Source organism: Bacillus sp. JJ1562 (genome assembly GCF_036962705.1).
GTDB lineage: Bacteria > Bacillota > Bacilli > Bacillales > Bacillaceae_L > Ferdinandcohnia.
This window is the reverse complement of the sequence record NZ_JBALOQ010000004.1, coordinates 126,662-142,096: the sequence shown is the minus strand read 5'-3', so window position 1 is coordinate 142,096 and position 15,435 is coordinate 126,662. Positions and strand designations below refer to the sequence as shown.

The following is a 15,435-nucleotide window of genomic DNA, read 5'->3' as shown; positions in this document are numbered from 1 at the left end:
GGGCGAATTTGATAAAAGAGAGGTTTGGATGTATGGACAATGTGGCAGTGCAAGAAAGAGTTCATGAACTGCATGAGCTTTTGAATCAGTACAATTATGAATATCATGTGTTGGATAAGCCATCTGTACCCGATGCAGAATATGATCGGTTATTGCGGGAGTTAATACAGCTTGAGGAGGAGTTCCCAGAATTCAAGACGGGTGATTCCCCTACTGTCCGCGTTGGTGGGCAGGTTCTTGAATCCTTTCAAAAAGTAGAGCACCGAATTCCAATGCTAAGTCTAGGCAATGCATTCAATGAGCAGGATTTACGTGATTTTGACCGCCGTGCCAGACAGTCGGTTGGTGATTCGATTTCCTATGTGTGTGAGCTGAAGATCGATGGTCTTGCTGTGTCGCTTCGCTATGAGCAAGGGCGCTTCGTCCAAGGCTCAACTCGTGGTGACGGGACAATTGGAGAAGATATTACCGTTAACTTAAAGACAATTCGATCCATACCTCTTCGCTTAAAGAAGGCACTTGATATTGAGGTGCGCGGAGAAGCGTTTATGCCAAGTAAATCATTCGAAAAGCTAAATGCCGGAAGACTTGAGAACGAAGAAGAACCGTTTGCGAATCCACGGAATGCAGCAGCTGGTTCATTAAGGCAACTTGACCCGAAAATTGCCGCAAGCCGCAATCTAGATATCTTTTTATATGCCATTGCAGATACAACAAATTTAGGTGCAGACTCACATAGTGAAGGCCTTGATTTGCTTGATGAAGTAGGGTTTAAAACAAACCCGGAACGTAGAAAATGTGCGAACGTTGAGGAAATCCTTGATTACATTAAGGAATGGACAGAAAAGCGTCCATCACTTGCGTATGATATTGATGGGATTGTGATAAAGGTTGATTCATTCGACCAACAGGATGAGCTTGGTTTTACAGCAAAAAGTCCTCGTTGGGCGATTGCCTATAAGTTTCCTGCAGAAGAAGTCGTTACAAAATTAATCGATATCGAATTAAGCGTTGGTAGAACCGGGGTCATTACACCAACAGCGATCCTAGAGCCAGTTCGTGTTGCGGGTACAACCGTTCAGCGTGCATCCCTTCATAATGAGGATTTAATCCGTGAAAAGGATATCCGAATTGGGGATTCGGTCGTTGTGAAAAAAGCGGGAGACATCATTCCGGAGGTTGTGAATGTTCTTGTTGAAAAACGGACGGGTGAAGAGTCGGAGTTCTACATGCCAACACATTGTCCTGAATGTGACAGTGAGTTAGTACGCTTTGACGGAGAAGTAGCTTTACGCTGTATCAATCCGAAATGTCCTGCCCAAATTAGGGAAGGTTTAATTCATTTCGTTTCTCGTAATGCAATGAATATTGATGGCCTCGGAGAAAAGGTTATTTCACAATTATTTGATGAAAAGCTAATCACCGATGTTGCAGATATTTACACATTAACGCATAAACAGCTAATTAACCTTGAACGAATGGGTGAAAAATCAACAGATAATTTGCTCACTGCCATTGAGGCATCGAAATCTAATTCCTTAGAAAAGCTTTTATTTGGGTTAGGAATTCGCCATGTGGGGGCAAAAGCTGCAAAGACCCTGGCACAGTATTATGAAACAATGGAGAAGCTACAGGCTACTACTAGAGATGATCTGACGGCAATCAATGAAATTGGTGAAAAAATGGCAGATGCAGTTGTCACTTATTTTGAGCAACCAGAGGCTCACGACCTTTTAAATGAACTACGTGAATATGGGGTAAATATGGAATATAAGGGCCCTAAGCTTGTATCAGTAGAAGATAGTGATTCATACTTTGCTGGAAAGACCATCGTTCTCACAGGTAAGCTTGAGCAATTAAGTAGAAATGAAGCAAAGGCAGAGATTGAGGCTCTTGGGGGGAAAGTTACAGGAAGTGTAAGTAAAAGCACAGATCTTCTAATTGCAGGTGAGGCAGCAGGCTCAAAACTTACAAAAGCACAGGATTTGCAAATTGAGATTTGGGATGAGGATAGACTGGTACAAGAACTAAGGAAATAAGAGGTGTTCGAACTTGAGAAACCTATACATTTTAGGTTTAGCGTTGTTGCTTCTCTTATCTGGATGCGCCCCGAAATTTGGCCAAGAGACAGAGGTCGTTCAGGATTCAGATAAAAAGGGAGAAAAAGCGATTATACCTAGATATAATATTTCAGATTCCTATTATAAAGCGGTAATCCCATATAAAACAGGAAAAGCACGGGGGATTGTCTCAGCTTATATTAACAATCGGTTGGATATTGATGAATTTGAGACAGGATTGATGCGGATTGCTCAGGATTCTTTCCCATCAAACAAATACTTTTTTCAGGAAGGTCAGTATTTAGAAAAAGGAACGGTTCAAGATTGGCTAAAGCGAAAAAGATCTGATGCTCAACAAAAAGCTTATGAAACTGCAAAAGAATCCAAAAAAGAATTGCCAAATGAAGGACTAAATCCGATTTTTGACACCTCGAATGAGGACCCAGAATATGAGGCGGAGATGCAAAAGAGCCCGATTTATATTGGGGCAATTACGGAGCAAAATTATTTAATTAAAAATAATGAGGATAAATTAGAGGTTGGAGGGATTGTCATTGGGATCGGCATGAACTCCCATCACTATTATAATCTTCCTGCTTCGATGGGGGGCTATCCGAGAGATATAAAGATTTCCGATGCAGATATCGAAAGAGAAGGTAAAAAAGCAGCCGAGGAAATCATTAACCGAATTCGAACCGAGAATAAATATTCAAGTATCCGTGATGTCCCTATAGTTGTCGCTTTATTTAAACAGCAGGCGGTTAGCTCTGTTGCTCCAGGGAATTTTATTATGAAAGCAAAAGTAGATGCGAACTCCTCCCAGATAGGAAAATGGGATACGATTAATGAAAAGTATTATTTCTTCCCATCCAACGAAGCAAAAAACAATTATCGTGAGGATTCGTTAATGGTACAAAACTTTTCTGATGCGATTGCGGATTTTTTCCCAAATTTCACAGCAGTTGTCGGAAAAGGTTTTTACAAGGATGAAGAATTACAGGAGCTAACGTTAACCATTCCAATGCAATTCTACGGAAAATCAGAGGTTATTGGATTTACTCAATATGTAACAGGCCTAATCATGGAGCATTTTGATAGCTATATTTCACTTCGGGTCTATATAGAATCTGAAAGTGGTGCAGAAAGTGTCATCGTACGGGATGCTGGTGAAAGCGAACCGATGGTACATGTCTATAATTAAACTGGAAATACAAGATCTGACCAATTGAGTTAGATCTTGTTTTTTTGATCTTTTGTATTTGAAGAAAGCGTTTTATTTTAGTAGAATGATATTGTCACGTTTTAAGACTATACAGGGAGGCGAAGTAGAATGGTAGTACCATATAAACATGAACCATTTACTGATTTTTCAATTGAAGAAAATAAGAAAGCGTTTGAGGCCGGCCTTAAAACTGTTGAAGCTTATATAGGCAATGATTACGACCTAATCATTGGTGGTGAACGCATCTCAACCGAAGAGAAAATCGTCTCTGTTAACCCTGCAAACAAGGAAGAAGTAATTGGTCGTGTTTCAAAAGCTAACCGTGAGTTAGCTGAAAAGGCCATGCAGGTTGCCCATGAAACTTTCCAAACATGGAGAAAATCAAGCCCAGAAATGCGTGCTGATATTCTTTTTAGAGCTGCAGCGATTGTTCGTCGCCGTAAGCATGAGTTTTCCGCAATACTCGTAAAAGAAGCGGGTAAGCCATGGAATGAAGCAGACGCAGATACTGCAGAAGCGATCGACTTCATGGAGTACTATGGACGTCAAATGTTAAAATTAAAGGATGGAGTTCCAGTAGAGAGCCGTCCAATTGAACATAATCGTTTTACTTACATCCCATTAGGTGTAGGAGTTATTATTTCTCCATGGAACTTTGCGTTTGCGATTATGGCCGGTATGACAACAGCTGCTTTAGTTTCAGGTAACACTGTATTACTAAAACCAGCTAGTACAACTCCAGTCATTGCTGCAAAGTTCATGGAAGTACTTGAAGAAGCAGGACTTCCTGCAGGGGTTGTTAACTTTGTCCCAGGAAGTGGCTCTGAGGTAGGTGACTACTTAGTAGATCACGCAAAAACGCGCTTCATCAGCTTTACAGGTTCACGTGATGTTGGTCTACGAATCTACGAGCGTGCATCCAAATTAAATGAAGGCCAAATCTGGCTAAAACGCGTCATCGCGGAGATGGGCGGTAAAGATACAATTGTTGTCGATAAAGAAGCAGATTTAGAATTAGCGGCTAAATCAATTGTTGCATCTGCATTTGGATTCTCTGGACAAAAATGTTCAGCTTGTTCACGAGCGGTTGTTGTAGAAGATGTATATGATAAGGTTCTAAACCGTGCTGTTGAGTTAACAAAAGAATTAACAGTAGGTGACCCTACTCAAAAGGGAACCTATATGGGACCAGTTAATGACCAAGGTGCTTTTGACAAGATTATGAGCTATGTTGAAATTGGGAAGAAGGAAGGAAAACTTCTTCATGGTGGAGAAGGCGATGATTCTAAAGGCTGGTTCATCCAACCAACAATCTTCGCAGATGTAGATGAGGACGCACGTATCATGAAAGAAGAAATCTTTGGTCCTGTTGTGGCGTTCAGTAAAGCTCGTGACTTCGACCATGCGATTGAAATAGCCAATAACACGGAGTACGGATTAACAGGTGCGGTGATCTCAAACAACCGTGCACATATCGAAAAAGCGAAAGAAGACTTCCATGTTGGTAACCTTTACTTCAACCGTGGATGTACAGGTGCAATTGTAGGCTATCAACCATTTGGTGGCTTCAATATGTCTGGAACAGACTCAAAAGCTGGTGGCCCAGACTACCTAATCCTTCACATGCAAGCAAAAACAACTTCAGAAATGCTGTAAAAAATAAGCGCCTTCTCATTTGAGAGGGCGCTTATTTTGCCTAGCTGTTAGCTGATTTTACTTTAGTATCTGAAATAATGCTTGCAGGATTATTCAGTGCCTTCTTCGGTACCTTCATCAATATCGTCTTCTGTTTCTGATTGTTCAGTATCTGGCTGTTCTTGGTCAGTATCCGTATCTTGGCTGCTACATGCCGTCATTAAGAAAATTGCTAGTAGAGAAGCTCCCATTTTAAACAATAAGTTCTTTTTCATTGGTTACAATACCTCCAGATAATCTATTTTTTGATTGGATGGCTAAGCTTCCAATCTAGTAACAATATACAATAGATTATTTGTGAAAAGTCTTGATTTACAGTAAACATACATACTATTTACATTTTATAGAAATGATAATGTAATCGTCATTTAAAGTGGTAGGAATGTCTCTTGACTTTATAATAGAAAAAAAGGCGTGGAGGATTCTCCGCGCCATATATACTCGGTTTTAATGGTGATGATGACCTTTTTTCGGGTTTGTGATTACAAATTGTTCTTCAGGAACATAGTAAAATTGGATCCATATGCCATCTAAAAATTCCGCATCTCTCGTATCAAGAAGGACCTCAACGTCTTTATCGGTTTTAACAATTTCATCATGCTCGGTTGGGTTATCAAATTGAAGAGCATAATGAGCATGGTTGCCGTGATGTTCCGTGATGACGACACGAAGCATTTTCCCTTCTGATTCTCCACTTTCGAGCATGCTCTTCATTACTTTTGCCGCATTGCGATTGATTTTAACGTTCATTCTGATTCTCCCATTTCTATAAAAAATTTATACAACTTATTTTCTCAGTATTGGTGAAAAATAACAAATATATAGCTTTTTTCTTAAAAAAGTTCAACAAATTTTTTCATGATAGATTATAAATTACAAGACTAAAAGCATAGAAACATAGATTAAATACAAAAATAAAAGGCCGTTACTGCACATTCGCAGGAAACGGCCTACTAAAGATTAGATCCCTAACCCTTCAAGATATTCATTAACTTGTTCCGGAGTTTTTGCGTTTGCACTGTGTAAGTGACCAAGCTTTTCTCCACCTTTATAATAAAGAAGACTTGGGATGCCCATGACATCATATTTTTCAGCGATTTCTGGGAACTCGTCCTTGTCCATGGTGTACCATTTAACTTGGTTATAATTCTCCATAATTTCGGGTATGAACATTTCCAAGCGTCGGCAATCTGGGCACCATGTTGTATCAAATTTTACAATTGTCCCCTCAGATTGAATAATCTCATTAAACTTTTCAACAGAAGTAATTTTTTCCATTTTCTTCCCTCCACATCCTGTAATTGCAATCTTACTATAACAAATTCCCTATCTAAAAGAAAAATAATCTGCCCGGCTAGATTTTAGGCTATGGTTCTTCTCAAAATCGGGAAGAATGAGGGAGGAATTGTTGCCGAGAGCGTGTTATTTTTGATATTATCAGTATATTGTATGGACGGTGGAGGTGAAGGGAAATGTCGAGGATTTCGATTGAAGAAGTAAAACATGTTGCGAATTTAGCACGTTTGGCATTGACAGAGGACGAAGCAAAAATGTTCCAACAACAGCTAGATGGGATTATTTCGTTTGCTGAGCAATTAAATGAAATAGATACAGAAAATGTGGAGCCAACTTCACATGTTCTTTCCGTGAAGAATGTAATGCGTGAAGATGTTGCAAAAGAAGGACTACCAGTTGAAGAAGTATTAAAAAATGCACCAGATGCGAAGGATGGCCAATTCCGTGTACCAGCAATTATTGAATAAAGGGGGGAGAAAAGATGTCACTTTTTGATCGTAAAGTCTCAGAAATACATTCACTTTTACATAAAAAAGAAATTTCAGTATCAGACCTTGTTGACGAATCAATCAAGAGAATCAACGCAGTTGATGATAAAGTACAAGCTTTTTTAACATTAAATGAAGAAAATGCAAGAGATTATGCAAAGCAATTAGATGAAGCGCTCGAAAATAGCGATGAGCTAGGTCTATTATTTGGTATGCCGATCGGTGTTAAAGACAATATCGTCACAAAAGGTCTTCGTACGACAGCGGCAAGTAAAATTCTCGAAAACTTTGATCCAATCTATGATGCGACAGTTGTCCAAAAGCTTCAGAAGGCTCAAACGGTTACGGTTGGTAAGCTTAACATGGATGAATTTGCTATGGGTTCTTCAAATGAAAACTCTGGATTCAAGGTAACGAAAAACCCATGGGACCTCGAACGTGTTCCAGGAGGATCTAGTGGGGGATCGGCAGCCTCAGTTGCAGCCGGAGAAGTCTTATTCTCACTTGGTTCAGATACAGGTGGTTCAATTCGCCAGCCTGCAGCTTTTTGTGGAGTGGTTGGATTAAAGCCTACGTACGGAAGAGTATCGCGATTTGGCTTAATCGCTTTTGCATCGTCATTAGACCAAATTGGACCGGTTACTCGCACTGTAGAGGACAATGCATACCTTTTACAGGCGATATCTGGTGTTGACCCAATGGATTCCACATCCGCAAATGTCGACGTACCAAACTATGTATCAGCCTTAACCGGTGATGTTAAGGGTCTAAAAATTGCGGTGCCGAAGGAATACCTTGGAGAAGGTGTGAATGAGGAAGTTCGTCAATCTGTTCTCGATGCCTTAAAAGTTCTTGAGGGACTAGGTGCGACATGGGAAGAGGTTTCACTCCCACATTCTAAATATGCACTTGCTACTTATTACTTACTATCTTCATCAGAAGCATCTGCGAATCTTTCGCGTTTTGACGGTGTTCGTTATGGATACCGTACAGACAATGCTGAAAATCTGATTGAAATGTATAAACAATCGAGAAGCGAGGGCTTCGGTGACGAGGTAAAACGTCGTATCATGCTCGGAACGTTTGCGTTAAGCTCAGGTTACTACGATGCTTACTATAAAAAAGCGCAGAAAGTTCGTACATTGATTAAGAAAGACTTTGAAGATGTATTTGAAAAGTATGATGTCATCATTGGACCTACTACACCAACACCAGCGTTTAAAATTGGTGAAAATATGGAGGACCCACTTACAATGTATGCAAATGATATTCTCACCATCCCAGTGAACCTAGCGGGTGTACCAGGAATATCAGTTCCATGCGGTTTCTCAAACGGATTACCGCTAGGGCTTCAAATTATCGGAAAGCATTTTGATGAAAGCACAATTTATCGTGTTGCAGATGCGTTCGAAAAAGCAACCGATCATCATAAACAAAAACCACAATTGTAAGGGGGGAAAACAAAAATGAAGTTTGAAACAGTAATCGGGTTGGAGGTTCACGTCGAGCTTAAAACCGAATCAAAAATATTTTCAAGTGCGCCTAACGCATTCGGAGCTGCTCCAAATACATTAACAAGTGTCGTTGAATTAGGATACCCAGGTGTTCTTCCGGTTGTAAATAAAAAAGCCGTTGAGTGGGCAATGAAGGCTGCGATGGCTTTAAATTGTGAGATTAACCAGGAAACAAAGTTCGACCGTAAAAACTATTTTTATCCGGATAATCCAAAGGCCTACCAAATCTCTCAATTTGATAAGCCAATTGGGGAGAATGGCTGGATCGAAATTGAAGTGAACGGTGAAAAGAAAAAAATTGGGATTACTCGTCTTCACCTAGAAGAAGATGCGGGTAAACTCACTCACTCTGGTCGAGGCTATTCATTGGTTGACTTGAATCGTCAAGGAACACCATTAATTGAAATTGTTTCTGAGCCAGACATCCGCACACCTGAAGAAGCATATGCCTACTTGGAAAAATTAAAATCAATTGTCCAGTATACGGGTGTATCTGACTGTAAAATGGAGGAGGGCTCACTTCGTTGTGATGCCAACATTTCATTGCGTCCAGTCGGTCAAAAAGAATTTGGAACAAAGACAGAATTAAAGAACCTAAACTCATTTGCATTCGTTAAAAATGGTCTTGAATATGAAGAAATTCGTCAAGCGGAGGTTTTAACTGCAGGTGGCGTGATTGAACAGGAAACTCGTCGCTATGATGAATCTTCAAAATCAACAATCTTAATGCGTGTTAAAGAAGGTTCAGATGACTACCGCTACTTCCCTGAGCCGGATTTAGTGGAGCTTTATATTGACGATGAGTGGATGGAAAGAGTTCGTGCTGAAATTCCAGAGCTTCCAGATGCTCGTAAAAAGCGTTACATTGAAGAACTTGGGCTACCTGAATATGATGCCGCTGTACTTACTGTTACGAAAGAAACCTCAGACTTTTTTGAACAAACAGTAGCGAATGGTGCTGATGCAAAGCAAGCCTCTAACTGGATTATGGGTGAGGTTTCTGGTTACCTAAATGCAGAGCAGAAGGAATTACATGAAATTGCCTTAACTCCAGCAAGTCTTGCAGGTATGATCAAGATAATCGAGGATGGAACGATTTCCTCTAAGATTGCGAAAACCGTCTTTAAAGAGTTGATTGAAAAAGGTGGAGAAGCGGAAACGATTGTGAAGGAAAAAGGACTTGTTCAAATCTCTGATGCAGTTGCCCTAACGAAAATCATCGTTGAGGTTATCGGTAACAACCCACAATCTGTAGAAGATTTTAAGAGTGGAAAAGGCAAAGCAATCGGCTTCCTAGTCGGCCAAGTCATGAAACAAACAAAAGGACAAGCCAACCCACAAATGGTGAACAAAATCCTTGTTGAAGAAATGAATAAGCTATAATTGGTGAAAGAGACCTACTGAGGAGTAGGTCTCTTTTTCGTAGTGGTGCGAGTGTGACTAGAACCCCTCCTAAGGAGGCACATCTATGGGTACACCCTTTGACTGAAATCGCAATGAGCATGTCCCGCAATCGGGTTCTATTGGTACACGCTTGGCTGAAATCGCGATGAGCATGTCCCGCAATCGGGTTCTATCGGTACACGCTTGGCTGAAAACTCGATGAACATGTCCCGCAAGAAGGGTTTAACGGTACATGCTTGGTTGAAACTGTGATGAGCGTGTGCCGCAATCGGGTTCTATCGGTACACGCTTGGCTGAAATCGTGATGAGCATGTCCCGCAATCGGGTTCTATCGGTACACGCTTGGCTGAAAACGTGATAAGCATGTCCCGCAAGAAGGGTTTAACGGTACACGCTTGACTTGAAAGCGCGACGAGCATGTACCACGATAGGTGTTTATTGATACACCCCCTATCCCTTGGCCGGGACCCTATCAATGAGCGTGTGATAAATACAGTAAGTCGATTCTAAAATAACACAATTTTATGTATTGATTAAAGTGGGTTAATGACTTATGATATAAAAAATTGGCGGATTTTGGAAAAGAAGAGAATTGAATGAATCCAATGCTTATAGAGTTTCCAGAAGAATTTACGACTGAAAGATTAGTAATTCGAATGCCAAAACCAGGAGATGGAAAGGCAGTATATGATGCAATTAAGGCTTCCATAACTGAACTTAAACCCTGGATGCCTTTTGCTCAAAATGAGCAATCTGAACAGGATGTTGAATTGAATATCAGATCATCGCATATATCCTTCTTAAAAAGAGAGGACTTAAGATTATTAGTATTTTTAAAAGAGACAGGGGAATTCATTGCTTCTTCTGGACTACATAGGATTAACTGGGATGTTCCTAAGTTTGAAATAGGATACTGGATTGATAGTCGTTATAGTGGAAAAGGGTATATGACAGAAGCGGTTAAAGGCATTGCTGATTTTGCTTTCCGTGAGTTGAATGCAAGAAGAGTTGAGATTAGGTGTGATGAAGAAAATATCAAAAGTAGGGCGATTCCGCAAAAGATAGGGTTTGTTTTAGAAGGTATATTAATAAACGATGACATCTCACCTGGAACCAATGAAATAAGGAATACCTGTATTTATGCAAAAATTGTGTAATAAACTTTAATATCGGTAACACAAAGGCATTGCTGACTAGCAATGCCTTTTATCATTCGTGCGATTCTATTTTAAATTAAATTATCACATATAACCTTCAACTAATTCAAAGCATCTTTCTTCAGTAAGATTTGCTGCCACAGCTGAATATTCTAAATGTTCCTGTGTACCACCTTTAAATTTATGCGATGCTTCTAATGCAGTATCATCTCTAAATTTTATCCAATCCCGTTGCTCTTGTCTCAATTGGTCCATTTCTTCAGCTGAAAGTTGCTCGTTTAGGACCCCGTAAACTTCATTTAACAATGTATCCCAAAGCTTCCATCGATCATCTTCCACTTTTTTTAAAGAGTATGTTGAAGTATCTGTTGCTTCCATTTTATCTGTCTCTGATTTTGTATCATTTAATTTTTTGAGATACTCTTCTTTCAAATTCACGGAAGTGTTCGTAGACGAGTTTTCTTTTTTTACAGATTCATTTTTTGTTGTATTCACTTTTTCATTAGTATTATTGTTGTTTGTGTCTGTGTTGTCAGAGTTTGCAATATCTTCGGTTGAATCTACATTAGAAGAATCGTCATTTGTATTTTGAGATGAACTGTTATTTTGTGACTGGTCCTCCTCCGCAGAACTTGATTCATTAGATGAGCTTGTACAAGCTGCCAATAAAAGTACCAATACAACAGCAAATATTGCTATGAAATTTTTACTATTATATTTCATAATATGGTCCTCCTCCTATGATGAAAATCTCTAGTATATACATATTTTAACATAATGCCTTGATTTTTCCTCGATAAATTTCGACATTTGCTTATGAAGATACCAATTACACAAGCTATCTAAACGGATGGAAGTAGAACCGGATAAATAAAATACCGTTGAACAAAAAATTCCATATTTATGAAACCTTCTAAGGATGCAATTCGTAAACTAGGTATAAGTTTTTTTGCCAAGGAGGAAATGAGGATGGGTGAAGGTTTTATTTGGTATATAATCGGTGGTGTTCTTCTTCTTTATGTTTTAATTATGATTCCGATTCAGTACCGAAATATAGTGGAGACGAAGGAAGAAATAAAGAGAACGAAAAAAACACATAATGAAATGTACGAAGAGATGCCGTTTGAAGAACAGCAATTACAATTCAATCTTCAAGGTAGCCCCATAAATTTACCATCAACCTTAATCGCAGCCTTAATCTATAAAATCGTTCATCGAAATAAATAACTTATTCGGCAGACCTTCATTTTTGAGGGTCTTTTTTCATGTTTATGCACTTTTTAATATTTTTTTCAAAAAACTGTAGGGTATAGTAGGTGTAAGTTCGTCTATAAGGGTAGACAAGAGAGAAAGGGGGAGAGTGCAATTCAAGATGAGGTTCTGATTGAGAAGGCAAAAGCAGGCGATGAGCATGCCTTTCGTTTACTCGTTGAAAAATATAAGAATCTAGTATTTAAGGCTATTTATCCGGTTCTACGTCATGAAAAGGATGCCGAGGATGCTTCACAGGAAGTATTTCTAAAAATCTATTATGCTCTCCCTCAATACAGTGCACAAGGTTTTAAGGCATGGATTACCCGTATTGCAGTGAACCATGCAATTGATGTAAAGCGGAAAAAACAGCGGCAACAAGAAATGATTCTTGAGCCGGATGAAATTCCAACACTCTCTTCGTCGGAGGAAACTGTCGTAATCCCACTTTTACGAAAGGAACAAAGAGCACTGGTTAAAAACCGGCTGCACGATATGCCAGCAAATTATCGTAAGGTGATCGAAGCCTATTACATAGCAGAAAAAAGCTATAAACAAATCGCTGAGGAACAACAGGTTGAGGTAAAAACAGTGGAAACAAAGCTATACCGAGCCCGAAATTGGATGAAGAAACATTGGAAGGAGGATGATTTTTAAATGAGGCATTTCAGCAATGAAGAGTGGTTGTTGTATATAAAGGATAAGTTAGAAGAACCAAAGCGGGAAGAACTCGAAAATCATCTATTTTCCTGTGATCAATGTTTAGAAATCTATCGTGAATTAGTAGAAGCCCAAGCGGAGGAATTACCTGACCTTGAAAATGAAAGCTTCACAGATGAGGTAGCCACAAAGCTTCCGATGAAAAAGAAAAAGCAAGGGAAATCGTTTTTACAAAGTTCAATTTTTCATTATGGAGTTGCAGCAGCTGTGACATTGACACTAATGTCGACCGGGGTGTTCCAGAATATTACAGGAATTGTCGGTACAGTTGAGGCATCTAGTTTTTCAGAACAGAAACAATCAGTAACAAATAGTTTGATGGATAAGGCGTTATCGTTTTTTGACATAATTGGAGCAAATCAAGAGGAGGGAGAAAAATGAGTTATAATCCAGTGCTAGCATTTTTTCTGTCATTTATCCCAGGTGTTGGACATTTTTATGTGAATCGAAAAATAAGAGGGTTTATCTATGGAGCGGGAACGGTTGGTTCCATTTTAATAGGAATCTTTGGGACATTTATGGTAGGGTACGAGGATCCATTTTTAGTTGGACTCATCGTTGCATTTTTTGTAGCGGTTATTAACGTATTCGATATGATTATCTTCCTGTTACGAAATAACAAGCATAATCAAAAGCAGCAAGTAATCCAAACAGAAGAAGGGCAGATCGTGGCAGTCCGAACTGATGATTCAGATCGTTTCTATACGATTATTCTTTCATTTATCCCGGGATTAGGGCATTTTCAGCTCGGCTTGATTAACCGTGGTTTGACGTTTCTTATTGGATTTTTTGGATTAGGAACGATGGTTGTGTTTATTTCAGTATTTACGAATCAAGGGGCATTCATGGTGTTTCTTGGGATTCTCCCAGTTATTTGGGTATACAACATGTTTGATGCGGTGCAGCTTGTTGGTAAGAAACAGCGTGGAGAAGAATTGGTCGATAAGACGATTTTAGAGGATTTTGAGGAAACTAGACGTGAGCAAGGACGTAAAAGTAAAACGCTAGCAACAGTTTTAGCGATATTCCCAGGGGCTGGGCACTTGTATCTTGGATTGCAAAAACGGGGTATACAGCTGATGGCTGCCTTTTTATTCGCAATCTATATTTTAGATGTGCTTCGCCTGTCATTATTCCTGTTTTTAATCCCAATCATTTGGTTTTATAGCTTCTTCGATGCCCTTCAGAAGGTGTCAAAGCATGGCGAAGAGGAGCTTGAGGATGTACCTGTTGTTTCCTACATTGTAAACCATCAAAAATGGGTTGGATTCGGACTTATAGCATTAGGTCTCTACTATTTACTTGTAAATGTTGTTTTACCAACGGTTGGCCCAATGGTTGCGAGAGTATTTCATTTTGATGTTCAACACTTCTACTACACATACTTCCAGGGCACAATCATCTGTATTTTATTAATCGGTGGTGGCTTGAAGCTTATGGTAGGAAGTAAAAAACGGAAGGAGAATGCGTAATGAGAAAATGGCGTGTTGGTTCTGTATCAATGGGATTGTCTTTGGTTTTACTTGGTGTTCTCCTTTTTATATCACAAATAAAAGAAATGCAAATGATCGAGCCACTGCTAGTGTGGTGGCCAATCATTTTGATAGTGCTAGGAATTGAGATTGTCGTTTATCTCTTTTTGTCAAAACAGGAAAATCCAATCGTAAAATATGACTTTTTAAGTATCATGTTTGTAGGGATTATCGGAACGATTGGGATAGGATTTACTCTGTTGTCGTCTGTGGGGCTGGTTGATGAAGTTCAAGGTGTGATAGGAGCTGAGCATCGTTCAATGGATTTGCCGGCTGTGGAGGAAAAATTGGTTGATGACATCAAACGTGTGGTCCTTGAAACGAACGGAGTAACAAGTAAAATTGAAGGATCTGCTGCAAATGAACTACATGTGTTTGGCGTATACAAGGCAACGGTTCATCCGAAGGCAGAACCCATCATTTCGGAAGCAAAGGATTATGTATTTACGAAGGTTGTTGGTGATACGATGTACGTGACATTGAAAGAACCAGCCGATCAAGCGGGCCCCTTTTCTACATACACGACAATGGAACCGACGATTATTGTGCCTAGTTCAATTCATTTAGAGGTTCGTGGCCAGCATAATCATGTTTCACTTTATCCAGGGTCCCTTGAAAATAATTGGGTGGTAGACGGAGCATCTAATGTATCGGTTCATGTGAACGAAAAAAGTAATATTCTGTTGTCTGCTGTTTCCAATAATGAGCTAGAGAATGGAAATATTGCGTGGGATAACATTGATACAACCGAACGAGGTGGTATTGATGAAGTTTACGAGGAAAGCAATACAGAAAAATTGTATAAGGGTACGAAAAAGTTAGGGGAAGGAACCTATAAATTGTCCATTTTTAATAGTGACCTTGTAACGGTGAATCTAGTAGAGAAAATGTAGGAACGATTAGACATGTGCGCTTTGGATTTGGCCAAGCGTGCCTTTATAAAATGAAAGTGTTTAAACAAGATGGGCAACCTAATAGTGTTTTTTTGAATAATATGTTGAAAGAGGCATTTATGGGAAAATGGATTTTTTTGCTAGTGTCTAAATTGATTAAATTAATTGGATAAGCTATCATGGAACATAGATGATTGACTATC

At 39.4% G+C, this 15,435-nt stretch carries 16 protein-coding genes; 12 read left to right on the top strand and 4 right to left on the bottom strand.

The window, feature by feature from the left end; genetic code table 11:
• Positions 1-32: 32 nt before the first annotated feature.
• The 3 genes from ligA to pruA all read left to right on the top strand — a co-directional run bounded on the left by ligA (position 33) and on the right by pruA (position 4,938).
• A complete protein-coding gene (ligA, locus tag V7097_RS03390) occupies positions 33-2,039 on the top strand; it encodes an NAD-dependent DNA ligase LigA (RefSeq protein ID WP_335702184.1) in 2,007 nt (668 codons plus the stop codon).
• Positions 2,040-2,052: 13 nt separating this feature from the next.
• A complete protein-coding gene (locus V7097_RS03385; protein ID WP_335702183.1) occupies positions 2,053-3,261 on the top strand; it encodes a CamS family sex pheromone protein in 1,209 nt (402 codons plus the stop codon).
• A 129-nt stretch (positions 3,262-3,390) separates the two neighbouring features.
• Positions 3,391-4,938 carry an L-glutamate gamma-semialdehyde dehydrogenase gene (gene pruA, locus V7097_RS03380; protein ID WP_335702182.1) on the top strand — a complete coding sequence of 516 codons (1,548 nt, stop codon included), beginning with the start codon at positions 3,391-3,393 and terminating at the stop codon, positions 4,936-4,938.
• Between the two features lie 89 nt (positions 4,939-5,027).
• Here pruA and V7097_RS03375 read toward each other — a convergent pair whose 3' ends face one another.
• From V7097_RS03375 to V7097_RS03365, 3 genes are all read right to left on the bottom strand, one after another.
• On the bottom strand, positions 5,028-5,192 hold the full coding sequence (locus V7097_RS03375) for a hypothetical protein (RefSeq protein WP_335702181.1): 165 nt from the start codon (positions 5,190-5,192) through the stop codon (positions 5,028-5,030).
• Positions 5,193-5,424: 232 nt separating this feature from the next.
• Positions 5,425-5,727 carry an iron-sulfur cluster assembly accessory protein gene (locus tag V7097_RS03370; protein ID WP_335702180.1) on the bottom strand — a complete coding sequence of 101 codons (303 nt, stop codon included), beginning with the start codon at positions 5,725-5,727 and terminating at the stop codon, positions 5,425-5,427.
• Positions 5,728-5,937: 210 nt separating this feature from the next.
• Entirely contained in the window at positions 5,938-6,255 is a 318-nt protein-coding gene (locus V7097_RS03365) for a thioredoxin family protein (protein WP_335702179.1), read from the bottom strand.
• Positions 6,256-6,449: 194 nt separating this feature from the next.
• Between V7097_RS03365 and gatC the strand changes: the two genes are divergently transcribed.
• The 4 genes from gatC (at position 6,450) to V7097_RS03345 (ending at position 10,836) form a co-directional block, all read left to right on the top strand.
• Positions 6,450-6,740 (top strand): Asp-tRNA(Asn)/Glu-tRNA(Gln) amidotransferase subunit GatC, encoded by a 291-nt coding sequence (gatC, locus tag V7097_RS03360; RefSeq protein WP_335702178.1) that lies wholly within the window; start codon positions 6,450-6,452, stop codon positions 6,738-6,740.
• Between the two features lie 14 nt (positions 6,741-6,754).
• Positions 6,755-8,212 carry an Asp-tRNA(Asn)/Glu-tRNA(Gln) amidotransferase subunit GatA gene (gene gatA, locus V7097_RS03355; protein WP_335702177.1) on the top strand — a complete coding sequence of 486 codons (1,458 nt, stop codon included), beginning with the start codon at positions 6,755-6,757 and terminating at the stop codon, positions 8,210-8,212.
• A gap of 15 nt (positions 8,213-8,227) precedes the next feature.
• Complete coding sequence (gene gatB / locus V7097_RS03350) at positions 8,228-9,658, top strand: Asp-tRNA(Asn)/Glu-tRNA(Gln) amidotransferase subunit GatB (RefSeq protein WP_335702176.1); 1,431 nt, start codon at positions 8,228-8,230, stop codon at positions 9,656-9,658.
• A gap of 617 nt (positions 9,659-10,275) precedes the next feature.
• Positions 10,276-10,836, top strand: coding sequence for a GNAT family N-acetyltransferase (locus tag V7097_RS03345; protein WP_335702175.1), 561 nt, complete (start codon positions 10,276-10,278; stop codon positions 10,834-10,836).
• 84 nt (positions 10,837-10,920) lie between these two features.
• Here the strand turns inward: V7097_RS03345 and V7097_RS03340 are convergent, their stop codons facing one another.
• Complete coding sequence (locus tag V7097_RS03340; protein ID WP_335702174.1) at positions 10,921-11,559, bottom strand: lysozyme inhibitor LprI family protein; 639 nt, start codon at positions 11,557-11,559, stop codon at positions 10,921-10,923.
• A gap of 246 nt (positions 11,560-11,805) precedes the next feature.
• Here V7097_RS03340 and V7097_RS03335 point away from each other — a divergent pair, with 246 nt between their 5' ends.
• From V7097_RS03335 to V7097_RS03315, 5 genes are all read left to right on the top strand, one after another.
• Positions 11,806-12,063, top strand: coding sequence for a DUF3949 domain-containing protein (locus V7097_RS03335; protein WP_335702173.1), 258 nt, complete (start codon positions 11,806-11,808; stop codon positions 12,061-12,063).
• Positions 12,064-12,201: 138 nt separating this feature from the next.
• Positions 12,202-12,744 carry an RNA polymerase sigma factor gene (locus V7097_RS03330; protein ID WP_335702207.1) on the top strand — a complete coding sequence of 181 codons (543 nt, stop codon included), beginning with the start codon at positions 12,202-12,204 and terminating at the stop codon, positions 12,742-12,744.
• Positions 12,745-13,188 carry a hypothetical protein gene (locus V7097_RS03325; RefSeq protein WP_335702172.1) on the top strand — a complete coding sequence of 148 codons (444 nt, stop codon included), beginning with the start codon at positions 12,745-12,747 and terminating at the stop codon, positions 13,186-13,188. It begins immediately after the preceding gene.
• Positions 13,185-14,279, top strand: a complete 1,095-nt coding sequence (locus V7097_RS03320; RefSeq protein ID WP_335702171.1) for a hypothetical protein — start codon at positions 13,185-13,187, stop codon at positions 14,277-14,279. Before V7097_RS03325 ends, V7097_RS03320 begins: the two co-directional genes overlap by 4 nt.
• The gene (locus V7097_RS03315; RefSeq protein ID WP_335702170.1) at positions 14,279-15,232 is read left to right on the top strand and encodes a hypothetical protein; all 954 of its coding nucleotides are present in this window, start codon (positions 14,279-14,281) and stop codon (positions 15,230-15,232) included. Before V7097_RS03320 ends, V7097_RS03315 begins: the two co-directional genes overlap by 1 nt.
• The last annotated feature ends 203 nt before the right edge of the window (positions 15,233-15,435 follow it).